Here is a 23136-nt window from a genome sequence, read left to right as displayed (position 1 = left end):
AAAATCTGTAGGACGTCTAGATTTTTTAAGGCTTTTTTTGAGGGAGCTGATTGCACAGCTCCACCATCGCTTTGCGGTATACATCGCGTTTAAAATTCACAACTTGCCCCAGCGGGTACCAATAACTGACCCACTGCCATTGGTCAAACTCAGGCGGATCAGACAAATTCAAACGAATATTCTGAGCGGGAGCAGTGAGTTTGAGTAAAAACCACTTTTGTTTTTGTCCAATACATACGGGATCGGAATCTGTACGAATGTATCGGTGCGGCAAACGATAACGCAGCCAACCTTTAGTTTGCGCTACAATTTGGACGTGTTCGGGCAGTAAGCCAACTTCTTCTCTCAGCTCACGATAAAGTGCCTGTTCAGGGGTTTCTCCATATTGGATACCTCCTTGTGGAAATTGCCAAGCATTGTGTCCAATGCGTTTTGCCCATAAAACTTGTCCAAACTCGTTTGCCAAAATGATCCCGACATTGGGTCGGAAACCTTCCGAATCGATCATTTGGCTACCTAAATATTGTGTAATTTATGACTTTGCGATCGGGGATTTTTATTTCTGTATCCAACTCGAAAAAAGCAAAGTTTAAAAATGTTAAAATTGCTATGATCTTAACGAATTTCTATCGACTAGCGGAGATAGATTTACAAATTTTTTCTTAAATTTCAGTTTTTACGAGTATTTTCATGAAATTGGCGCTATTTGATCTCGATCACACCTTGTTAAACACCGATTCAGATCATTCTTGGGGAGAGTTTTTGGTGAATGAAGGCTTGGTCGATCCAGTTCGCCATCGCGCCATGAACGATAAATTTTATGAAGACTACAAAGCAGGACAGCTCGACCCGATTGCCTATAATGAATTTGTGTTTGAATTTCTAACCCAACATGACAATACCTACCTTACTGAACTGCATGAGCTGTTCATGCACAAAGTGATTCGCCCGCAAATGCGTCCTGAAGGTTTTACAGCCATTGAAAAACACCGCGATGCTGGACATGCTTTGGTTGGCATTACCGCAACCTCTGATTTTATTACCGCACCGATTTTCCGTGAGTTTGGGATTAATGAAATTATTGCGACCAATGCTGAAGTGGTTGAGGGTAAATACACGGGCAAAGTGATCAACACGCCGTGCTATCAAAAAGGCAAATTGACGCGTTTAGATCAATGGCTTGCAGGGCGTGATGTTAGCGAGTCTTGGGCGTATTCAGATTCCATCAATGATCGCTTTTTACTTGAATATGCTGACCATGCCATTGCCGTCAATCCAGATGACCGCCTAGAAGCATTGGCTAAAGAGCAGGCATGGGAAATTCAAGACTGGTCGATTTAAGTATCTGTCTTTCTTTGTTTAAAAAGGCTGCTTTCCTTTCGGGCAGTCTTTTTTATTTAAAAGGCATCGACGTAAAAAATGAAAAGTGAGTAAAGCGATAATAAAATATCGGGCTAGAGGTAGGCTGATCTTGGAAAATTAACCAAATATGCTATGTTGAACCTTGGCTAAAACTATTTTGACTATGAAAAATTAGAACATAAGCGTGGAGAAAAATATGAGTGTACGACCAAGAATGACCCACCTGTTTGAGCAACTCGGTTTAGATGCGAGTGAAGAGGCCATCGCGTTGTTTATTGTAACGCATCAGCTCAATGCACAAACCACGATTGTTGACGCAGAGTATTGGACTGAAGCGCAACGTCAGTTTTTGGCAGAAAAAATTAAATCGGATGGTGAGTGGGCTATCATTGTAGATCAGCTGAATGAATCCCTGCATGAAGATTCACTGATTCAAAAATAAACTGAGCTTAAAGAGGCTGAGCGTCGAAGCTTTGCCTCTCTTGATAAAAATAAGATAAAAGTAGAAATTTATGTCTCTCGATCATCAAACTTTTCCTGACTCTACGTCTTTAGAACATGTCGCTTCAGTTAATCAACTAGAACAAGATCGTGCCCTGTTTGTCGGTGCGAAATATGAGTCTTACTATCAAGCTCAATTTGAAAAAATCACGCCAAAGAAACAATATGCAGGCTTTAATATTGCCGCCTTTTTCTTAGGTGTGGTCTGGTTATTTTATCGAAAAATGTACCGTTATGGCTTTATGGCCATTGGTTTAATTGTGGTCATAGGGATGGTTGAAATATTTTTGGGGATTGAAAGTTCTGGTGCAAATATTGGCTTGGCCGTAGCATTTGGAATGTTTGAGAATACCTTATACAAGCATCATGTCGATCAGCAGATTGCCAAAATTCGCCAGTTGGGAAGTGGAAACGTCCATACGGAATTAGAAAATCGTGGGGGTACAAATCTTATAGTAGGTTCGATCTTGCTGGTGATTTGGCTTGGGCTGGCTGCACTGGCTATTAGTGTTTCTTAATTCGCTTGCGCAAAATAAAAAACCATCCTTGTGGATGGTTTTTTAATGCTTGCAAAGCTTAGTTCATCATTGCAATCAGCTCTTGCACCGCACGAGATTGGGTTCTGCCTGGATGCCAAACCATACCGAGTTGACGGTTCATTTCGAACTTCACATTCAACTGCTGTAGGTCTTGGTTAATCATCGTTTTTGGAAGCACTGACCAACCCAGTCCAATCGATGCCAACATACGAATCGACTCGAGTGGATTATTGCTCATGGTGATTTTAGGTTTCAGCCCTTGTTTTTCAAACTCTGCTAGTGTGATTTGGCTGGTATAGGTTTGTGACGCAGGCAATAAACTTGGGTATTGAATCAGGTCTTCGAGTTGTAGGTTTTGCATTTGTGCCAACGGATGAAACGGTGCTGCTACAAAAACTAAAGGATCTTCCCAAATGGTGATGTACTGCAAACGTTCATCGAGTTTGGGTGGAAGCGTCAAAAAAGCCAATTCTAAGTCGCCAGCCAGTACTTTTTCATGCGCTTGCTCGGAGTCAACAAAGTGCACATCTAAGGTGACATTTGGAAAGCTTTGCACATAGCTACGTAAATGGCTCGGTAAGTGATGCAAACCAATATGATGACTGGTGCCAATTTTGAGTTTGCCTTGGACCATGCCTTGTTCATGACTCAAGGTGTGATGAATGTCACCCAGTTCATTGAGCCAGTTTTTAACTTTAGGCAGCAGTGAATGCGCGGCATGTGTGGCTTGTACACCACGACCCGCAGACTCAAACAGTTTCACACCAAAATATTCTTCTAAACTATGAATACGTTTGGTTACAGCAGGTTGCGTAATGAAGAGCTGATCTGCGGCTAAAGAAATAGAGCCGGTTTCCATGACTTTTACAAAAGCTTCGAAGGCTGCAAGATTCATAAGGATAATCTAGTTATGAAAGTATAATTAAATTATAAAATAATTTTATATGAATTGCGATCTTTAAAATGAATATAGGTTATTTGGTCTGGACTGAAATAAAAAAAGATCACTTGATGTGATCTTTTGGAGAGTTGAGAGGGCGCTTGATATAAGGGCTTAAGCAGGAATATTTTCTTCGGTAGTACAGTTCTTTTTCTCCCAAATACGTTCATGGAAAAAGAATGCGAAGGCTTGCACGGTTGGTTCTAATAAGCTGAGGGTGACCGCCATCCATAAGTTACCTGTGACAAAATAAGCCACAATCATGGCCACGGTAATGTGCATGATGTAATAGCTTAGGGTTTTTTTGAATATGCGCTGATTGTTCGCTACAAATTTCTGAATGTTCGCCATGATAAATACCCTCTCAATAATGCCTTTCATTTGTAAATAGTAATTATTATCATTAATAAAGTCAAAATGAAATTTTGATTGCTCGTGATTGGGTTTTTGAATGCAAGGCGATGCAGTCGACTGTTTGGAATATTTGACGTGAGAAAACAAGCTTCTGTAGATTTTACTCTTTAGTCTATGCATAGGTCGCTGTCTTACTATTCACATCAACGAAGCGAGCCTTAAAAAGTATTGGTCTAAATAGGGGAGATAAACCTTGCATGGCTGAGCAGAGACATATACTGCGAGGCCTACAACAGGTTGAGAAATAGGCTATAGCGCTTGAATTAAAACCAGCAGTGAGGGCTTGTAATCAAAGGGATTGAAACAAAGAGGTATGAATTTAAAATAATTCCAAAAAGTTTTTAAATTAATAAAAATGATAAATTAGATTTATGTGAAATCGTCGCTATAATCGATTTTAATGAAAGAATTACCCAGTCCAGTGGAGTCAATCGACATGGCAGGCGAAAACCAACAAGCAAAAACATTGTATGACAAATTGTGGGATGACCACTTAGTAAAACAACGCGACGATGGCTCGGCTTTACTCTATATCGACCGTCATTTATTACATGAAGTGACTTCTCCGCAAGCCTTTGAAGGTTTACAACTTGCGGGTCGTAAACCATGGCGTTTAAGTGCGAATGTGGCAACTCCTGATCATAACGTTCCAACATCGACCAAAGAGCGTTCAGAAGGAATAGCAGGTATTGAAGATGATACTTCACGTATCCAAGTTCAAACCTTAGACGACAACTGTAAAGCTTTTAATGTGGTGCAGTTCGACATTAATGATGTCCGTCAAGGTATTGCACACGTGGTCGGGCCTGAGCAAGGTTTGACTTTACCGGGTATGACTGTGGTCTGTGGAGACTCTCATACGGCAACACATGGTGCATTCGGCTGTTTGGCGCACGGGATTGGTACATCTGAAGTGGAGCATGTATTGGCAACCCAGTGCTTGGTTCAAAAGAAGATGAAAAACATGTTGGTACGTGTTGATGGTCAATTGGGTCATGGTGTAACACCGAAAGATGTAGTTTTAGCCATCATCGGTAAAATTGGTACTGCAGGCGGTACAGGTCATGCCATCGAGTTTGGTGGTCAAGTGTTCCGTGATATGTCGATCGAAGGTCGTATGACGGTGTGTAATATGGCGATTGAAGGCGGCGCACGTGTGGGTATGGTCGCTGTCGATGACAAAACCATTGCCTATGTCAAAGACCGTCCATATGCACCACAGGGCGCACAGTGGGATGCTGCGGTTGCGTATTGGAATACCTTACATTCGGATGCAGATGCGCATTTTGACACTGTAGTTGTATTGCAAGGTGAAGAGATTGAGCCACAAGTGTCTTGGGGTACATCGCCTGAAATGGTGATTCCAGTGACTCAAGCTGTACCAACTTTAGAACAAGCCAAAGATGAAGTGCAACGCAATGATTGGACGCGTGCTTATAACTACATGGGTTTAACCGCAGGTCAGGCGTTGGCAGATATTCAGTTAGACCGTGTTTTTATTGGTTCATGTACCAACTCTCGAATTGAAGATATTCGTGCCGCGGCTGAAGTTGCCAAAGGCAAAAAAGTGGCAAGTACGATTAAACAAGCCATGGTGGTTCCAGGGTCTGGTTTAGTCAAAGCGCAAGCAGAAGCCGAAGGCTTAGACAAAGTTTTGATTGAAGCGGGCTTTGAATGGCGTGAGCCAGGTTGTTCAATGTGTTTAGCCATGAATGCAGACAAATTACAACCCGGTGAGCACTGTGCATCGACCTCTAACCGTAACTTCGAAGGTCGTCAGGGCAATGGTGGTCGCACGCACTTGGTGAGCCCAGCGATGGCAGCGGCAGCAGCGATTGCAGGTCATTTTGTCGATGTACGTTCATTTTAATTCGGGCTTGGGAGCATAGACATGAAAAAATATACCGTTGAACAGGGTATCGTTGCACCTTTAGACCGTGCCAATGTCGATACAGACTTGATCATTCCAAAACAATTTTTGAAATCCATTAAACGCACGGGTTTTGGTGAAAACTTATTTGATGAATTACGTTATTTAGATGAAGGTTTTTTGGGACAAGACAATTCTAAACGTCCTAAAAACCCTGATTTTGCATTGAATCAGCCACGTTACCAAGGTGCGAGCATCTTAATTTCTCGTGCGAACTTTGGTTGTGGTTCAAGCCGCGAACATGCGCCGTGGGCATTGGAAGAATATGGTTTCCGTACTGTGATTGCACCCAGCTATGCCGACATTTTCTTTAATAATAGTTTCAAAAATGGCATGTTGCCTGTGATTTTGTCTGAAGAAATTGTTGACCAACTTTTCAAAGAATGTGCAGCAACAGAAGGCTATCAGCTGACGATTGATTTGGATGTGCAAGAAGTACGTACACCATCGGGTGAAGCCTTCACATTTGAAGTCGATCCATTTCGTAAGCACTGTTTGTTAAATGGTTTGGATGATATTGGTTTAACTTTACAGGTTGCAGATGACATCAAAGCCTATGAAGAAAAGACCAAAGCATCACGTCCGTGGGTGTTTGCTGAAATTCATGCTTAATTGAAAATTCGATGCATCTAGTGCTTGGGGCCATCTCTTGTTAATATCGAGCAAAAGAATTTTAAACGTTTTGCTACTGGTAAAGGTTGGGCTTGAACAATGGTGACGAGTTACAGTCGTATCGCTCTACTGGCGTTGGTGGGAACATTAACTGCCTGCCAAAGCATGAATACGGCAAGCATAAAGCGGATTCAGGATACCCCAGCGAGTAAAAATAATGCGCAGCTTTACTGTACTGGTACAGTGAACTGCGAATTTGAACGATGGAATCAGATCAAAATTGTGGATGCGGACAATCATCGTGTCAGCCGTGAGGCTATTCGAGAGAAGGTTGTGCGGTTAAAACGAGATGATTTGAATGAAGCGAATGCCTTGTTTCTGTCAGTGCCAGCGGGGCAACATGAACTGGTGATTCGCTTCTATCCCGTTTCGGTCGATCGCGCTGAAACGCTGCATGTCATTCATCGTTTTAAGCCTGCGGAACGCTACACCTTTAGGATGTTCCGTGCGCGCAGTCGACATCAGGGAAGTTTGTTGAATATGTCTGCACCTGACCCTTTATGTGTCGATTTAAAGCAAAACCAAAGAACAATTCGTCGTTTTTGCAAACCTTACAATGTCTTAAATGGCTTGGGCGAGTTTGTAGAACAAAAACTTTAATCGTGTGAGTCAGCACTCACCAACAATGGAATATTTCATGTCTAAACATATTTTGATTTTGGCTGGTGACGGCATTGGTCCTGAAATTGTAAAAGCCGCAGAACAGGTACTTACACGAGTCAATGATCAATTCAATTTAGGTTTAACGTGGGAACAGGGCCTACTCGGTGGGGCTGCCATAGATGCACACGGTTCACCTTATCCAGATGTGACCGCAGCACAAGCTAAAAATGCAGATGCAATTTTACTTGGTGCGGTAGGTGGTCCGAAGTGGGACAACATTGAGCGTTCGATCCGTCCAGAGCGTGGTTTGTTAAAAATTCGTAGTGAATTGAATTTATTCGCGAACTTACGTCCAGCTATTTTGTATCCGCAATTGGCAGATGCATCAAGCTTAAAGCCTGAAATTGTAGCAGGTCTTGATATTCTTATCGTTCGTGAATTAACTGGCGGGATTTATTTCGGTCAGCCACGGGGGATTCGTGAACTTGAGAATGGTGAAAAACAAGGTTTTAACACCGACGTTTATGCTGAGTCTGAAATTAAGCGTATTGCGAAAGTGGCTTTTGAAATGGCTGGTTTACGTGGTGGCAAAGTCTGTTCGGTTGATAAAGCCAACGTCCTTGAAGTGACGGAGCTTTGGAAACAAACCGTAACGGCGATGAAAGAAGCTGACTATCCAAACATTAACTTGTCGCATATGTATGTCGATAATGCTGCAATGCAATTGGTGCGAGCGCCTAAACAGTTTGACGTGATTGTGACAGGTAACTTATTTGGTGACATCTTGTCTGATGAAGCCGCGATGTTGACAGGTTCAATTGGGATGTTGCCATCAGCATCCTTAGATGAAAATGCGAAAGGGATGTATGAGCCATGTCATGGTTCGGCGCCCGATATCGCAGGACAAAATATTGCCAACCCATTAGCCACTATTCTTTCAGTAGCTATGATGTTGCGATATACCTTCCGTGAAGAAGCTGCTGCTCAAGCGATTGAAGATGCAGTAGGCAATGTCCTAGATCAAGGCTTGCGTACCGCTGATATCATGTCTGAAGGCATGAGCAAAGTGGGTACTGCGGAAATGGGGCAGGCAGTTGTGGCTGCGCTGAACTAAGCCAAAAGCAATTTGAAAACGCAGCCATCCGCTGCGTTTTTTTATGCCTAAAATTTAATAACTTTTGCAGGCTTTACCTCGATATTGAATTGATTGAGCAATATTATCTTTTAACAAGAAGTGGACTTGGCACTCTAACTGAACATCATAAAATGGCGTATGTGTGGGAATAGGAATCGCACCGACACTGCTGTCGCTACGCATAGTGGGCATAGGGGTTGGAATTTGAATCCGCCTGACAATGGTGTAACTCAGTTGGTTTGGTGTTTGAATCGGCGCACCTAAAGTTTCATAACCGAGTTGACGTAAGTCGAGTTCGCGCCGAATGCTCGATACATCTTGGCCGATATATTGTTCTAAATAGTCGGGGAGCGCAATTTTAGCGGGTGAAACGACGGTCTGGTGTTGCATTGGAGAGCTGCTGCAAGCTTGAAGCAGTAGAAAGCAGATGGAACTAAAAAAACTGACAATAAAGGGCTTCATGATCATCCCCTAAGCAGAGAAAGACCCTTTTAGTATTGTATATCTGAACGTTCGTTTGAGTATGTTTCGAGTAATTTGAGATAAACGGTATGTAGGCGACTCAAAATGACGCAGCCGTTAACACGCCTTGCCGATCTAGTGAATAGATTCCACAAGATCATCATGCAGTCTGAACTCAATGTTACATTTCATTTCAATATTCAGGCTACCGCTGGAAGGTGTCGGAATGGGTGCACCCATATTGACACTGGTTCCAATATTGGGGGTTACCATCGGAATAGGCATATTACGTAACAGAGTTTAGGTCAGTTTCTCTGGGGTATATACAGGAGCACCGAGCACTTTATAACCCATGCTATTGAGGTTGAGTTAATTTTGAACTTGATTTGACGATTGGCCAATATAGTGTTGTAAGGTTTGCTTGAGCTGAGTTTGACTTGTTGTAGCACAAGCAACACAGAGTATTGGAAACAGTAAAATAGCGAGCTTCGTTGAAGCCGTCTTCATTATTGTTTTGGCGTATTGAGTTATTATTGCATTTAACTATAGTTTGATTTTTGGTTTAAATACAGTCGATGTATAACGTTTAGTCTGAGCGCAGACATTAAAAAAGCCACTTAAAAAGTGGCTTTTTCGCTTCGCTAAAACTTAGCGCGCACGATAAGTGATACGACCCTTAGACAAATCATAAGGTGTCATTTCTACTTTAACACTGTCGCCAGTCAAAATACGAATATAGTGTTTACGCATTTTACCAGAGATGTGAGCAATCACTTCATGACCGTTTTCTAAACGTACACGAAACATAGTATTAGGAAGCGTCTCGGTGACAACGCCTTCGAACTCGATGAGTTCCTCTTTATTGGCCATAGCCTACCTGAATGAATAAATTGGAAAGGCGCAAATTATAGTCAATTTTTTTGCATAAAACAAGGCGGAATGGGCGGTTGCCTGATCATCTGTCAGTAAAATAAGCGAACAAGCGGAATAAATATTTTCAACAAAAAAACTGTATAAGTTGTTGTCAGTTCGGTCAATCGCAGTTAATCTAATTTTAATGTTTTATGTATAAATGAAGAACATACAAGGAAGGTTCTAGCGTGGGTCAGCTAACGGATGCATCGGTTGTATTGCGATTAGGCTACCAAGCGATTCGTCGTTCAGGGTTGCCAACAGAAGAAATTTTAACAAAGGCTGGTGTTGCATTAAATCAGATGGAAACCAATGAGCGTACGCCTTTGAGCGCACAATACGCTTTTTGGGTGGCGGCAGAAGAGGTGAGCCGCGATCCAGACATTGGTCTACATTTGGGTGAAAATCTGCCTTTATACCGTGGCCAAGTGATTGAGCATTTGTTTATTTCATCCGAAAACTTTGGTGAGGGCTTGAAGCGTGCTTTGGCTTATCAGCGATTGATCAGTGATGCCTTTCATGCCAAGTTGGTGGTTGAAGATGACCGCTGTTATTTGACCAATGGGGAACAACCTTGGGCTGAAAATTTAGTCAATCGACATTTTTCTGAATGTGCGATGTCCGGTATTTTACGGTTCTTTAAATTTATTACTGAAGGGCGCTTTGAACCGATCTATATTGATTTTAACTTCAGTAAAGGCGCGTTTGATGATGAGTATTTTCGCGTATATGAGTGCCCTGTTAGTTTAGGGCAAAAAGAAACCCGCTTATATTTTGACCCAAGTATTTTGGCTTATCCGTTGTGGCAAGCGGAACCTGAATTATTGCAACTGCATGAGCAGTTAGCGATTGAAAAACTTCAAGAATTAGCCCGTTATGATTTGGTGGGTGAAGTCCGTCGTGCGATAGGTTCAACCCTAGAAAGTGGTGAAACCACACTTGAAACAGTGGCTTCACAGCTCAGTATTACCCCAAGGCGTTTACGCACACAACTTAGTGAGGCGAATACCAGCTTCCAGCAAATTTTGTCTGATTATCGCTGTCGTTTGGCGAAAAAACTTTTGGCCAATACGGCTGAAAGTGTAGAGCGTATCGTGTATTTGACTGGCTTTTCTGAGCCAAGTACCTTCTATCGTGCATTTAAACGCTGGACCAATGAAACCCCAGTGGAATATCGCAAGCGTAAGCAGCGTTAAGAAATCCCTCCTAACCTCCCTTTATAAAAGGGAGGAATTTCTCCCCTCCTTTGAAAAAGCAGGCGGGGAGGGATTCAAAAATAAATTATTCAGGCATATTTAGCCAATGCGGCCCAAGTGGCTGCTTAGGTAATTCAAACTGTGCTGGATAGTCGGCATGAATGAAATACAGCCCATCAGGAGGTGCAGTAATGCCTGCAGCTTTGCGGTCTTCTGCTGCGAAAATCGCCTCAATATGTTCGACTTCATACAGACCTTGACCAATTTCAAGTAAGCAGCCCATGATATTGCGGACCATATGGTGTAAGAAGCCATCGGCCTGAATGTCGAGTACCAAATATGGACCATGTTGAATTAAGCGACAATGGCTGACATGGCGCACAGGTTGATTGGATTGGCATGCGGCTGCACGGAAGCTTTCAAAGTTATGCGTGCCTTCGAACTTTTGAGCAGCTTGCATCATCTTCGCTACATCTAGCGCATAATAGGCATGTGTGACTTGTTTATGCATAAGAGCAGGGCGTTGCGGGTGGTTATAAACGACATAACGATAACGACGTGCCTGCGCTTTGAAGCGTGCATGAAAGTCTTGATCCATCGCTATGATCCACTGGATCGAGATATCTTTTGGCAGTTGGCTGTTGCTGCCCATCAACCAACCGCGCTCTGAACGAAGTGCAGAGCTATCAAAATGCGCCACCATGTTGGTGGCATGGACGCCCGCATCGGTACGACCTGCACCGTGTAAGCTAATCGGTTCATTGGCAATTTTAGAGAGTACTTTTTCTATCGTCTCTTGTACGCTGATCACACCTGTTTGCTGGGTTTGCCAACCACGATAGTGTGTTCCACAAAACTCAATGCCGATCGCAAAACGTTGCATATGTACCTCAAATTAACCCAAATCATGCCAATGGCTGAAGCGTGCTTCAGCGCTGGGGTATTGTAAATACATTTTAAGGGCTTTGGCATACAGATCTGCATGCCCGAGGCAATCACTGACAATTATTTTGGCCTGAGTTGTCCACGCGGCAACGGCATAGCGCTGATCAGTACGGCCGAAAGGGACTTGGGTGCTTAAGATAGCAACACAGCCTTGTGCGTAAAATTCATCGAAAAGTGCTATTAGCTCGGCATTCACAGCTAAATTACCCGTTCCAAAACCTTGCAAAATGAGGAAATGTGGCGGCGCAGAGAGCAAATTTCGCAAGTTTTGTACTTGCTGCACCAAGGCAACAGGTTGCATCATCAGGTTGAGGCAATTGAACTGGTGGGATTGTTCTACATCACCTGTTTGTACTATGTGCGTTTTTAAGCTGTGTGGAATCGGCTGTTCAGCCATGACACCTGTAAAAGCATCCAGTTCTGTAGTATGTCGTTTTAGCGCAGTCTGCGCATGCAATACCTGTTGATGAAAAGCCAGATACACTCCGACAGGATGTTTCATCACCGCATCTAAGGCAAAATTCAAATTACTGATCGCATCGCTAAATTCACGCGTATCTGTGCCTTGTACATTAAGTAATGGATATTGGCTACCTGTGAAAACCACACGTGCGGAATCTGCAATAAAGTGTGCCGCGACAGCACTGGCATAGCTTAAGGTATCTGTGCCATGAATAACGACAAAATGCTGGAATTGTTGCAGTTGCAATTGTTGAATCTGCTGAATCAGCAATAACCAGTCTGCAGCCGTACAGGCGCTACTGTCTTTAATGACAGGTGCAATAAAACATTCAATGTCGAGATGAATCGGCAAGACATGTGTGAGCTTGGGAATAAAGTCTTCGGCAGGCATTGGTTGTAAGGGTTCGCCAATACAGCCAAAGGTTCCACCCATATAGATAAGCGCAATTTTTTTCATTATAAAAAAAGCAGTCGGTGATGACTGCTTTAGTTTAAAACGAAATGGCTTAGGATGCTATGCGACTCAGCAACTGTTCGACTTGCTGACGTTGTTCCGTAGAGTAATTTGGTTCTTGTTCAACCAAAATTTCACGTGCAGCTTCGAAAGCGCCAAGTTGAATGTATTGCTCAGCCAATTCAAGGTTTAAGTGTATTTCATTGACTTCGCTCAGTTGAGGGAAAGACTGTACCAGAGGATCGCTTTGATCCACCGTATTGGCAGGTGCAGTAGACTCTAGACTAAAACTGAGGTTTGGCGTAACAACTGCTGGTGTTTCTTCTACTATCGCTTCGCTTGGACTAACCGTATCGAAAGAAAAAGCAGGGATGTCTTTTGCCGCTTCAGCCGTAGATTCGCTTGAAAAATCAAATGTAAATTCAGGACGCTCATCTACAGCAGGCGGCGAAATTTCTGCTTCTGGCGTTGTTGTCGGCGCTGTGTCGAGATTGAATGAAAAATCTAAAGGTTGGATGTCGGCTGTAGCAGTTTCTGCTGGTTGAGCAGGCGTGCTTTCTAAAGAGAGTGAACCGAAATCGAGTGGTTTAAGTTCTTCAGCAGGTTTGGCTGGTTCTGCTGTTGGTGTATTTAAACTAGAGATATCAAATTCTAAGCTTTGAACTTCTATGCTCGGTTCAGGTTGAGCCGGTGTTGTGGTGGTAAATGCTGAGGTATCAAAATCAAGCGGTTTAATGTCTTGAACAGGTTCAACAACAGAAGCCTGCACAGGAGCGGGAGCAGGATTATTTGATGACATCAGGGCATCAAAGTCAGCAGTATTGGTTGCTTCTACAGGTTTTGGTGCAGATGGTGCAATTTCAGTTGGTTTAAACTCAATCGTGTCACGGCTATTTTGATGTAATTGATCGTAATCCGATTTTTTGGCTTCTGCTTGCGCCAAAATATCATCCAGTTCTAAAGAACGTAAATGATTCAGCAATTGGCTGATGGCAAACTCATCTTTTTGGAGCAAGTGAATATCGAGCAGCAGTAAATATAATTCGTGTTGTGAATTGTCTTTATTTAGGGCTTGGTTGATTTGTGCTTCAGCTGAGAAGAAATTGCGGTCGCGAATTTGACCTTCAATTTTATTACGTAGATCTGTAGCGAGTGGTGTCGTGGCTTTTTTAGCAACAACATCTTCAACGACTTGAGTTTGTTGCGGGGATTTTTTAGACGAACTGGTTTTTTTGGCTTTATTTTTTGCAGCAACCGCTTTTTGAGTTTTTGGTTCTGCTTCTTTACTCGCCTCACGCTTTTTTAAGACTATGGCAACAACCAATAGTAAGATAAATGGAATCACATAAATAAGCATGTTTTACCCCTTTTGAACTTGTCTTTGTGCAAGTTCATCCAAAATCAAATAATCAAAATAACACTTTAGTGTGTTGGCTTTTTCTCAGTTTGTTGTGCTTTCAATTGTTGTTGCAATTGTGCAAGACGAGCGTTTAGTAATTGAATTCTCTGATCTTTCTGATTAAGTGCCACTTCTAATTGTGTTACGTTTCTCTGTAATTTAACGGTTTTTTCACGGGATGTCATAACTTTTAATGACAACTCGTTTGATGTTTGATTCTTTTCTGTCGACTTCTTGGCAGAACCATGACTTGAATCTTGCTCTTTCTCTGCAACCAAACTCATCTCGGCTTGATTGAGGCGGTATTTCGCCTTGCCGGATTGCTGTGAGCTTTGTTTTGGAAGTGATGAAACGGAGACTTTTTGCTCTGATTTGGCTGTTTGCAGACCCGTTAAATTGAGGTTAGCACCACGACGTAAGCGGTTTACGTCACCTTGAATAAAGGCATGTTCATTCTTGGCTTTAATTTGTTGCATGACTTCACCGACAGGACGGTTTTCTTCAGCAGCAATACGCGATGCAATACCCCATAGAGATTCATTTGACCGAACTACATGGGCACTTTGAGGTGCGGCTTGGCGTGCAGTAGTTGCAGGGGCAGCAGGTGTTATTTTTGCTGTCGATGGACTAGTTTTTGGGCTAGCCTGTGCAGAAATGGGTGCATCTGATTTTTGAACTGAATCGGCATACTTTTGAACCAACGGATCTGCCGATTTTTTCGCTTGAGTAATAGGTTCAACACGTGGAGCTGATGTTTGAGCAGCTGCTGCAATTTGCGTAGAGGCTACTGAAATAACTTGCGTTGGCGCTGTAATAGAGGTCGCACTCATGCTTGGTGGGGTATGTTTATTGAGTTTGAGGGGTGTGGTATTTGTCGTCGGCGCAGCTGTTGTTTTTAAGCTATTGAATTGTGTGCTGACAGGTAAGTTTAGCGCAATATCTTTTTCGTTGACAATCACCACCGGTTTTAAGGCTTTTTCATTATTATTCGTACGGGCTTGAAGTGCTGGCGAGCGTTTATTGGCTGTTTTAATATGTTGTAGCCGTGCCGCATTGCCTTCTTTGATTTTGACGACAATGTTCAGTTCCGCTTCAGTTAAAGGGCGTGAAGAAGTAATCGTAATCACACCTGTACTGGCGCTGGTACGACGGGTAAAAAAGTTCAGATTACTGGGCGGCTGATGCATGACACCAAGAGACATCAAATCTTCTGCGCTGGCTAGACTGGCTTGAATGGGAGCATTCGGATCGGCATCGTGAAAGTTCAATTCTGCATACAACAGTTCCCCAGGTGCAGACTGAATTTGAATAGGATCAATAGTGATCGCATTCACATTTTGCGAAGCAATAATGGCTAAAATGGCTATCTTTAATTTGTTATTTACGGTCATCTTAATCTTTAGCTCGGTCACAGATCGCAAAGCGAAAATTATAGATTAGCGAGTTGTGTGTTATTTGTAAAACGTTAACATTGAGGTTACAAAAAAAAGCCGATCAAATGTGATCGGCTTAATACTTTAGCGGGTAAATGCTTAAGTATTTTTGTAGTCAATCAGGATACGGAGCATACGACGTAAGGGTTCCGCAGCACCCCAAAGCAATTGATCACCGACAGTGAAAGCACCTAAGTACTCTTTGCCCATATTCAATTTGCGTAGACGACCAACAGGAACAGTTAATGTGCCTGTTACAGCCACAGGTGTTAAGTCCGTCATAGACGCTTCACGGGTATTTGGAACCACTTTTGCCCATTGGTTCGCGCTACGTAACATATCTTCGATTTCATCGAGAGGCACGTCTTTCTTCAGCTTCAAAGTTAAAGCTTGAGAGTGACAACGCATCGCACCAATACGCACACAATGACCGTCAATCGGAACGATTTGCTGGTTGCCCAAGATCTTGTTGGTTTCAACTTGACCTTTCCATTCTTCTTTCGACTGACCGCTGTCTAATTGTTTGTCGATATAAGGAATGAGTGAGCCTGCTAATGGCACGCCAAAGTTTGCTGAAGGGAAACCTTCGCCACGTTGTAATTCCGCAATTTTAGAGTCGATATCTAGAATTGGAGAGCGTGGGTCATCTAACAAATCTTTGGTGTTGTTGTACAAATAGCCCATACCAGAGATGAGTTCACGCATATTTTGCGCACCAGCACCCGATGCTGCTTGATAAGTCATCGAGGTTGCCCATTCCACTAAATTGTTTTGGAATAAGCCGCCTAAGCCCATCAGCATCAGTGAAACTGTACAGTTACCGCCCACGAATGTTTTGGTACCGTTCACTAAACCATCTTTAATCACGTTCATGTTGACAGGGTCAAGTACGATGATGGCTTCATCTTCCATACGAAGTGTAGATGCCGCATCAATCCAATAGCCTGTCCAGTTTTCTGCTTTGAGCTTCGGGAAAACTTCTGAGGTATAGTCGCCGCCTTGGCAGGTAATAATGACATCCATTTGCTTCAGACTGTTAATGTCTGATGCATCCATAAGTGCTGGGGCAGTTTTACCGCCAAACGCAGGCGCTTCACCGCCTGCATTACTGGTAGAGAAATAAAATGGCTCAAAATGAGCAAAATCATTCTCTTCAACCATACGTTGCATTAGGACGGAACCAACCATCCCGCGCCAACCGACCAGACCTACTTTCATGTCACTTTGCCTCGGTGCGTTAAAAATTAAAAGGGGATTCGAGTGTATCAAAAGAGCGCTTAACTGCAAGCACTACACAATGAAAACAGCAATTATATTGTGCAATATATCTTGTTTATGTTACATGCAAAATTGATATTAATTTATGAATCTACAAAAAATTAAGAATATAAGAGTGGGTATCTATGATCTGGGTTGAGTTGCTGGCATGTGTTGTGATTTGGTTAAGCTTCTGGTCACTGATTCCACGAGATGAATGGTGGTTTCGAGGCGCAGATTTTCCACGCTTACAGATTTTGGCATTGGGATTGATTGCATTTATCTTGATGTTGCTTTGGGATGCACCTTGGAATTGGGTGCGTGAAGTCATTTTGCTGGGGTTAATTGCGGCAGTGTCGTACCAACTCAAAATGGTGTTGCCTTATACCTTTGTATGGAAAAAGCAGGTGAAAACGGTTGCTAAAACAGAGTTACAGCCAGAACGTCAGATTTCTTTAATTGTGTCGAATGTACTAACGCCCAATACTCAATATTACTTATTGCTGCAACAGATTCACCAGCATCAACCGGACTTGATTTTGACTTTAGAGTCGGATGCACATTGGGAACAAGCCTTGAGTGAACTGGAAGATGACTATCCCTATCGGGTTGCAGTGCCTTTGGATAATCTGTATGGCATGCACTTGTATAGTCGTTTAGCGCTTAAAGATATTGACGTTAAGTTTATTTTGAGCGATGAAATTCCTTCGATTCATGCCACAGTCATCTTAAGGTCAGGACAACCAGTGCAACTGTACTGCTTACACCCGAAACCGCCAAGTCCGACCGAAGCCAAAGACTCTACTTTACGTGATGCTGAATTATTGATAGTCGGGGATCAGATTAAAGATTTGGATGAGAGCTGCATTGTGATGGGGGATTTGAATGATGTGGCATGGTCGCGCACGACACAACTTTTTCAACGGATCAGTGGGCTGCTAGACCCTCGCGTAGGACGGCATTTTGTCAATACTTTTCATGCTGACTATCCTTTGTTGCGCTGGTCACTGGATCATGTTTTTCACAGTACGGATTTTGCCTTAGTGCAGATGCAACGTTTAGCACATATTGGTTCAGATCATTTCCCTGTATATGTGGTGCTTCAAACCGGTCGGGTATTTGAGAAAGTACAAGAAGAGCTGGAACAAACCGAAGCCGATGAGCAAGAAGCGCAAGAGGCGATTGAAGATGGAATTGAGAAAGCGGAACGAGAAGGTAAGCAGGTTACAGATAAAATTGCCAAAGATTACCAGTAAATATAGGGGCGCGCGGATTTCATCAGTGTAGGATATGGCTTACAGGGATTTGGGAATCTGACGAATGGTTAGTCATTTGGTATGCCCGTATTCTAGTCTCATCAGCAGATGGAGCGGGAATGGATCATCCCAGTATGGAAGTTGAAGCTGATGGAAATCATCATGGATATGATGTAGGTATGGAATGCCACCGAATAAAACAAGAATAACGTTGAAAGCACAACCTCATGTACCCGAGTTTTGCAGGACGCAGAACTCGGGTTCTACTTTTTTTAATCAGCCCTTTTTGTTAAGAATAAATCTTGTCATAGCCTGCAGGGCGAGTTTTAAAGCGACGGTGGAACCACATATATTGAGTCGGAGCAATACGGAGTTGATTTTCAATAATTTGATTCACGCGTGTCGCATCATCGACTTCATCTTCACTGGGTAAGTTTTCCACCGCAGGTTCAATCAACACTTTGTATTGTGGGTTTTTAATATCACCATCACGATAAAAATACAGAGGAATGGCTGCGGCTTTGGTCATTTTCAATAAACGACGGTGTGCTGTAACGGTCGCTGCGGGAACGCCAAAAAATGGCGCCATAACACCTTGTTTTAAGCCAAAGTCTTGATCTGGACTATACCAAATGGCATGGACATTTTTTAAGTTGCGGACCAAACCACGCATGTCATCATGATCAATTTGATGTGCATAAATGGTGGCGCGGCAGCGGTAGATGAGCATATCCAGCAGTGGATTATTTTGTGGGCGATACACCACATCTGGTTCAAAATACTGTGCGCATAGATAACCACCCGCATCGAGCAAAGTAGAGTGGGTTCCTAAAAGCAGTGCGCCTTTACCTTCTGCTTGTGCTTTTTGAATATGTTCTAAACCTTCAATACTGACACGGCCAGTAAACCACTTTGGGCTATACCACGCATTCAGCGTTTCAAAGACCCCCAGCATTTGATCGACAAAAACTAAACGGGCATTTTCAAGGACTTCTTGGGCCGACCATTCAGGGAAACACACCTCCAGATTACGAACGGTGGTTTTACGTCGCGACTTCAAATATTTAAAGCTGAGGTTACCTAAGAGGGTTGCCAGTCGGTGTTGAATTGCCCATGGAAGAATCGCCAATATCATGAGAAAGACGATACCAATCCAAACGCCCCAATATTTGGGATGCAGAAAAGACCACTGAAATTCACCGGGTTGATAGTCTGGCTTCGAACTCATAAATTGCGATAAAGGCTGAAAAAAGAATGTTTCGAGTTTAGCATGAAGCAAGAATGAAGATGCAATCTTCACCATGAACCTATTGTACAAGACCTTCTCATATCAAGTTGTGATAGTTTTTATGAGGTGGGCGAAGAAGATGTATTCATGCTCAGTGGAGAACATGGTCTAAACATCTCGCACCATTTGTTTTGTTTTAATTTGGGTGAAATTCACAATACTAAGAAGAAAGATAAGAATAGGGGGTAAAAATGCTAAAAAACATTATCAGTTGCGGTGTGCTATTCATTTCTTTAACGGGCTGTGTCTATAGTCCATATGATGATTATAATCATTATTATCACGGGTTTGGTTGGACAGGGTATGTACCCTTTCCACTAGAAGACCATCGTCCACCACCTAATGGTCATGGCGGTGGACATCCAGGGGGGGCAACATCCTGATCATATCCATCCAGGAGGAGGGCAGCCTGGTGGAGGTGGGTCGCATCCAGGAGGTAGTCATTCAGGTGGTGGTGGAATTCATCCTGGCGGGGGCGGGATACATCCAGGTGGAGGTGGGCATCGTCAGCCACGTTAAATAAAAAAACTCCGCGTGGCGCGGAGTTTTTTTTATGGAGTTTACGAAAAATTATTTGGTTAAATTTTCCAGTTCTTCCCAACGTTCCAGTTTTTCCAGCAATAGCTCATCAATTTCAGTCAAACGATTCGACAACGTCATCGCCTTGTCTGCATCTGAAATAAATAATGAACCATCTGCAAGTGAGGCATTGATTTTCGCTTGCTCTTTTTCCAGTGCTTCCATTTCGGCAGGCAATTGTTCAAGCGCACGTTGATCTTTATAGCTGAGTTTGACTTTTTTAGCAGGTGCTGCGTTCGCTTCAGCTTTCGCCGCTGCTTTTTTCACAGCACTTTTTTGGTCAACCGCAGTTTGGTCTGGTCGCTGTTGTAAGTAATCTTGGTAACCACCGATGTATTCATCGATATTGCCTTTACCATCAAACACCCAAGTTGAGGTGACCACGTTATCCATAAAGGCACGGTCATGCGAAATAAGCAGTAAAGTGCCTTTGTAGTCGGACAACATTTCTTCTAGCAGCTCTAGTGTCACCATATCCAAGTCATTGGTGGGTTCGTCCATCACGATTAAGTTAGATGGCTTAAGTAGTAACTTGGCTAAAAGAATACGGTTACGCTCACCGCCTGAAAGAGCTTTGACTGGTGTACGCACACGTTCTGGTGAAAACAAGAAATCTTGCAAATAGCTGTAAATGTGACGACGGTTGCCATTCACATCGACATGGTCAGAACCTTCTGACACGTTATCTTTGACAGATTTTTCAAGGTCGAGAGCATTACGTAATTGGTCGAAGTAAGCTACTTCCAATTGTGTGCCAGTTTTCACCGTACCCGTATGTTCTTGTTCACCTAAAATGGCTTTAATGAGGGTGGTTTTACCGACACCGTTGTCACCAACAAGACCAATACGGTCACCACGGAGCACCAATGCAGAGAAATCTTTGATGATTGGTGCATCATGACCAAAGCGAACACTTAAGTTTTCAATTTCAAAGACCACTTTACCTGAACGGCTAGCATCTTGTGTCGCCATGCTGACTTTACCTTGCTGTGAGCGACGCGCTTTCGACTGTTCACGTAGTTCTTTTAAGGCACGTACACGACCTTCATTACGCGTACGACGCGCTTTAATGCCTTGGCGAATCCACACTTCTTCTTCAGCCAGGCGTTTGTCAAACAGTGCATTCTGCTTTTCTTCGGCTTCCATTTGCTGTGCTTTCAGCTCGAGGTAACGTGAGTAGTTACCTTCATAGCTGCGCAGGGTGCCGCGGTCGAGTTCAACAATTCGAGTCGCAATGCTGTCCACAAATGAACGGTCATGTGAGATGAACAGTAAAGTTAAATTATTTTGATCGAGTAAAAACTTCTCGAGCCATTCAATACTTTCAACGTCCAAATGGTTGGTTGGTTCGTCCAGTAATAGCACATCGGGTTGGGTAAGAAGCGCACGAGCAAGCAGCACACGACGCTTACGACCACCCGATAAATCGGCCAAATCGGCATCTGGGTCTAGGCCCATTTTACTTAAAATAGAATTGACTTTGGTTTCTAAAGCCCAGCCATCTAACTGATCTAGTTTGTGTTGCAAGTTACCCATGCGGTCACACGCTTCCATGTCTCCAAGTACACAAGCATCACTGGCTTCATGATAGGCTCTGAGTACATCTGCTGCTTCACCTGCACCGTCTGCCACGATATCCGCCACTTTGCCCGAGTCCATCGGCACGTCTTGCGCCAACATCGAAATGGTAATGCCATTCTGTAGAGAAACTTCGCCAGAATCGGGTAATAAACTTCCCTCGATCAGTTTAAGTAAAGTAGACTTACCTTCACCATTACGACCAATTAAACACACTCGTTCACCGCGCTCCAATGAAAAGTTCGCGCCGTCGAGCAAGGCAGGTCCACCAAACGCAAGTTGGACATCCCTTAAAGTAATATAGGCCATAATGTTTCCTGAAAAATCTCAAATGAGGACTTGAAGTGTCTAAACAACAAAATATTGATAATCAAGCGCCATTGTCCGCACCCATTGAAGATTTGCAAGTCCGAATTGCATTTTTAGATGATTTAGTTGAGCAACTCAATGAACAATTGGTGATTCAAGGACTGGAAATTGCTGATTTAAAAAAACAAATGCAAATTTTGTATCAACGTGTTGAATCTTCAGATTTGTCCGATGGAATTGCGACATTTGACCCGATGGCCGATCGTCCACCACATTATTAAGTTCATTTGCTGTCTGGGGCTAAAAAATGCTGTGATGTGGGTTGTGGATATTGCTGATCCTTGTCTCTTTTTTTGTTTTACCCAACTCAAAGCCCAATTTGACTGACGAAATCATTTGACCTTTGATGCAGTTCCTACTCTAATACCCGCTTTCTGGTGCATCCCATAAAAACTGTCCTATGACTCAAAAAGTTGTTCTTCTTGACCTTGAAAATAATGTTCCGACGGCCAAATTGTTGCGCGAGATTGTGGAGCATTATCCGACTTTGTATTTGTTTCATTGCCAAGGTCAATTTGAGTATGCATTGCAAGATTTGACGGAACTGGCTGCTTGGATCAGTAGTGGTCAAGTGGTGATTTTAGACACGCCCAAAGCCGAGCAAAAAGAGTTCGAATATGCCGTGGTGGTGGGGCAGTTAATGGCTTTGCTTGAGCCAGATACGCAGGTTGAAATTATCTCTGCGGTCAATACAGCAGAAATACTTTTGGACTTAATGCAATCTTCGCATATTCAGAGCAATTTGATCCTCATTCAGTCTGAAGCGTTACCAAGTCAACGTCATCTTCCCAGTTTAGACAGCATCAAAAATCAGCCTTATTTAAAAATGGTCAAAAAATATTGTGATGCTTTGGGTAAAATGTCAGGTAAGCCTAACACATTGGACGGTCTAAAAAATTCAATAAGTAATATTTTGCAACTCGTACCTGAAAAGACGCAGCGGGTGGTGGGGATGTTGATTAATCTCAAAATCATCAAACGCTATGATGAGCAGATTCGCTTTCGTAAAAAAGTGTTGAAGCAGTGGTTGGCACTGAATTTAGATGAACAAGACTCAATTTCACAGCCGCAAAGCATGCAGCAAGCGCTACAGCAACTGCAAAAAGACAGTGGGGTAGATGTGCTTGAACCAACTGCAGATACGCAGTCCGCGCAACAAGAGTTGTTTAAAAACTTTGCACAGATTGACCCTGTACAGCTTGAGGTCGCACGAAAACTGCGCGAGTTAAAAACCAATAAACCCAAAGATATCTATGCACTACGTGATTTGCTTGAGCAAATGTTTCCGAAGTCAGATGTGCGTATGTTACTGAAAGAGTTACTCGATAAAGGCTATATTTACTGGAATGGACATGAAGTTCTATATAGTCATGAAATGTTCTTAAATTAATTTTATCGTTCAAACTTGCGTTTTATATTGTGCTTATGCAACTCTAATAAAGGAATAAAA

The 23136-nt window shown here is 42.9% G+C and carries 24 protein-coding genes; 12 read left to right on the top strand and 12 right to left on the bottom strand.

What is annotated here, in order from left to right; all coding sequences use genetic code 11:
- Positions 1-25 precede the first annotated feature (25 nt).
- Complete coding sequence (locus tag ACFN7Z_RS15360) at positions 26-508, bottom strand: RNA pyrophosphohydrolase (protein ID WP_004692547.1); 483 nt, start codon at positions 506-508, stop codon at positions 26-28.
- 182 nt (positions 509-690) lie between these two features.
- Here ACFN7Z_RS15360 and ACFN7Z_RS15355 point away from each other — a divergent pair, with 182 nt between their 5' ends.
- The 3 genes from ACFN7Z_RS15355 to ACFN7Z_RS15345 all read left to right on the top strand — a co-directional run bounded on the left by ACFN7Z_RS15355 (position 691) and on the right by ACFN7Z_RS15345 (position 2381).
- Positions 691-1341 carry an HAD family phosphatase gene (locus ACFN7Z_RS15355; protein ID WP_010325837.1) on the top strand — a complete coding sequence of 217 codons (651 nt, stop codon included), beginning with the start codon at positions 691-693 and terminating at the stop codon, positions 1339-1341.
- Between the two features lie 217 nt (positions 1342-1558).
- Complete coding sequence (locus ACFN7Z_RS15350; RefSeq protein ID WP_004978928.1) at positions 1559-1804, top strand: DUF2789 family protein; 246 nt, start codon at positions 1559-1561, stop codon at positions 1802-1804.
- A 70-nt stretch (positions 1805-1874) separates the two neighbouring features.
- Positions 1875-2381, top strand: a complete 507-nt coding sequence (locus ACFN7Z_RS15345) for a DUF2628 domain-containing protein (protein ID WP_010325839.1) — start codon at positions 1875-1877, stop codon at positions 2379-2381.
- 58 nt (positions 2382-2439) lie between these two features.
- Here ACFN7Z_RS15345 and ACFN7Z_RS15340 read toward each other — a convergent pair whose 3' ends face one another.
- Together ACFN7Z_RS15340 and ACFN7Z_RS15335 are read right to left on the bottom strand one after the other, a co-directional pair.
- Positions 2440-3297, bottom strand: a complete 858-nt coding sequence (locus tag ACFN7Z_RS15340) for a LysR family transcriptional regulator (RefSeq protein ID WP_010325840.1) — start codon at positions 3295-3297, stop codon at positions 2440-2442.
- Between the two features lie 159 nt (positions 3298-3456).
- Positions 3457-3693 carry a DUF2061 domain-containing protein gene (locus tag ACFN7Z_RS15335; protein ID WP_010325841.1) on the bottom strand — a complete coding sequence of 79 codons (237 nt, stop codon included), beginning with the start codon at positions 3691-3693 and terminating at the stop codon, positions 3457-3459.
- Between the two features lie 499 nt (positions 3694-4192).
- Between ACFN7Z_RS15335 and leuC the strand changes: the two genes are divergently transcribed.
- The 4 genes from leuC (at position 4193) to leuB (ending at position 8075) form a co-directional block, all read left to right on the top strand.
- On the top strand, positions 4193-5626 hold the full coding sequence (leuC, locus tag ACFN7Z_RS15330) for a 3-isopropylmalate dehydratase large subunit (RefSeq protein WP_010325842.1): 1434 nt from the start codon (positions 4193-4195) through the stop codon (positions 5624-5626).
- 21 nt (positions 5627-5647) lie between these two features.
- Positions 5648-6298 carry a 3-isopropylmalate dehydratase small subunit gene (gene leuD / locus ACFN7Z_RS15325; RefSeq protein WP_010325843.1) on the top strand — a complete coding sequence of 217 codons (651 nt, stop codon included), beginning with the start codon at positions 5648-5650 and terminating at the stop codon, positions 6296-6298.
- 99 nt (positions 6299-6397) lie between these two features.
- Positions 6398-6958, top strand: coding sequence for a hypothetical protein (locus ACFN7Z_RS15320; protein WP_010325844.1), 561 nt, complete (start codon positions 6398-6400; stop codon positions 6956-6958).
- Between the two features lie 37 nt (positions 6959-6995).
- Positions 6996-8075, top strand: coding sequence for a 3-isopropylmalate dehydrogenase (gene leuB / locus ACFN7Z_RS15315; protein WP_010325845.1), 1080 nt, complete (start codon positions 6996-6998; stop codon positions 8073-8075).
- Between the two features lie 54 nt (positions 8076-8129).
- Here the strand turns inward: leuB and ACFN7Z_RS15310 are convergent, their stop codons facing one another.
- Together ACFN7Z_RS15310 and infA are read right to left on the bottom strand one after the other, a co-directional pair.
- On the bottom strand, positions 8130-8486 hold the full coding sequence (locus tag ACFN7Z_RS15310) for a hypothetical protein (protein ID WP_228141074.1): 357 nt from the start codon (positions 8484-8486) through the stop codon (positions 8130-8132).
- Positions 8487-9206: 720 nt separating this feature from the next.
- Positions 9207-9428, bottom strand: coding sequence for a translation initiation factor IF-1 (gene infA, locus ACFN7Z_RS15305; protein ID WP_004692529.1), 222 nt, complete (start codon positions 9426-9428; stop codon positions 9207-9209).
- A gap of 230 nt (positions 9429-9658) precedes the next feature.
- On the opposite strand from infA, the gene ACFN7Z_RS15300 reads away from it, so the two are divergent.
- Complete coding sequence (locus tag ACFN7Z_RS15300; protein WP_004692528.1) at positions 9659-10666, top strand: AraC family transcriptional regulator; 1008 nt, start codon at positions 9659-9661, stop codon at positions 10664-10666.
- An 85-nt stretch (positions 10667-10751) separates the two neighbouring features.
- On the opposite strand, the gene truA is transcribed toward ACFN7Z_RS15300, so the two are convergent.
- The 5 genes from truA to asd all read right to left on the bottom strand — a co-directional run bounded on the left by truA (position 10752) and on the right by asd (position 16577).
- A complete protein-coding gene (truA, locus tag ACFN7Z_RS15295) occupies positions 10752-11549 on the bottom strand; it encodes a tRNA pseudouridine(38-40) synthase TruA (RefSeq protein ID WP_159151535.1) in 798 nt (265 codons plus the stop codon).
- A gap of 12 nt (positions 11550-11561) precedes the next feature.
- A complete protein-coding gene (locus ACFN7Z_RS15290; RefSeq protein ID WP_010325848.1) occupies positions 11562-12530 on the bottom strand; it encodes an asparaginase in 969 nt (322 codons plus the stop codon).
- 49 nt (positions 12531-12579) lie between these two features.
- A complete protein-coding gene (locus ACFN7Z_RS15285) occupies positions 12580-13884 on the bottom strand; it encodes a hypothetical protein (protein WP_058952351.1) in 1305 nt (434 codons plus the stop codon).
- Between the two features lie 65 nt (positions 13885-13949).
- Complete coding sequence (locus ACFN7Z_RS15280) at positions 13950-15317, bottom strand: FimV family protein (protein ID WP_010325850.1); 1368 nt, start codon at positions 15315-15317, stop codon at positions 13950-13952.
- A 141-nt stretch (positions 15318-15458) separates the two neighbouring features.
- Positions 15459-16577: an aspartate-semialdehyde dehydrogenase gene (gene asd / locus ACFN7Z_RS15275; RefSeq protein WP_004692521.1), complete on the bottom strand. Its 1119-nt coding sequence runs from the start codon at positions 16575-16577 to the stop codon at positions 15459-15461.
- A gap of 185 nt (positions 16578-16762) precedes the next feature.
- Between asd and ACFN7Z_RS15270 the strand changes: the two genes are divergently transcribed.
- Positions 16763-17872: an endonuclease/exonuclease/phosphatase family protein gene (locus tag ACFN7Z_RS15270; RefSeq protein WP_010325851.1), complete on the top strand. Its 1110-nt coding sequence runs from the start codon at positions 16763-16765 to the stop codon at positions 17870-17872.
- 289 nt (positions 17873-18161) lie between these two features.
- On the opposite strand, the gene ACFN7Z_RS15265 is transcribed toward ACFN7Z_RS15270, so the two are convergent.
- Positions 18162-19100 (bottom strand): lauroyl acyltransferase, encoded by a 939-nt coding sequence (locus ACFN7Z_RS15265; protein WP_010325852.1) that lies wholly within the window; start codon positions 19098-19100, stop codon positions 18162-18164.
- Between the two features lie 251 nt (positions 19101-19351).
- On the opposite strand from ACFN7Z_RS15265, the gene ACFN7Z_RS15260 reads away from it, so the two are divergent.
- Positions 19352-19543: a hypothetical protein gene (locus ACFN7Z_RS15260; protein WP_228127591.1), complete on the top strand. Its 192-nt coding sequence runs from the start codon at positions 19352-19354 to the stop codon at positions 19541-19543.
- Between the two features lie 187 nt (positions 19544-19730).
- On the opposite strand, the gene ACFN7Z_RS15255 is transcribed toward ACFN7Z_RS15260, so the two are convergent.
- On the bottom strand, positions 19731-21626 hold the full coding sequence (locus ACFN7Z_RS15255; RefSeq protein WP_010325854.1) for an ATP-binding cassette domain-containing protein: 1896 nt from the start codon (positions 21624-21626) through the stop codon (positions 19731-19733).
- A gap of 35 nt (positions 21627-21661) precedes the next feature.
- Here ACFN7Z_RS15255 and ACFN7Z_RS15250 point away from each other — a divergent pair, with 35 nt between their 5' ends.
- The gene (locus ACFN7Z_RS15250; RefSeq protein ID WP_004692513.1) at positions 21662-21907 is read left to right on the top strand and encodes a SlyX family protein; all 246 of its coding nucleotides are present in this window, start codon (positions 21662-21664) and stop codon (positions 21905-21907) included.
- Positions 21908-22086: 179 nt separating this feature from the next.
- Positions 22087-23076, top strand: a complete 990-nt coding sequence (locus ACFN7Z_RS15245) for a hypothetical protein (protein WP_010325855.1) — start codon at positions 22087-22089, stop codon at positions 23074-23076.
- The last annotated feature ends 60 nt before the right edge of the window (positions 23077-23136 follow it).

Source organism: Acinetobacter sp. P1332, assembly GCF_044057475.1.
GTDB lineage: Bacteria > Pseudomonadota > Gammaproteobacteria > Pseudomonadales > Moraxellaceae > Acinetobacter > Acinetobacter johnsonii.
This window is presented reverse-complemented; position numbering and strand designations above follow the sequence as displayed.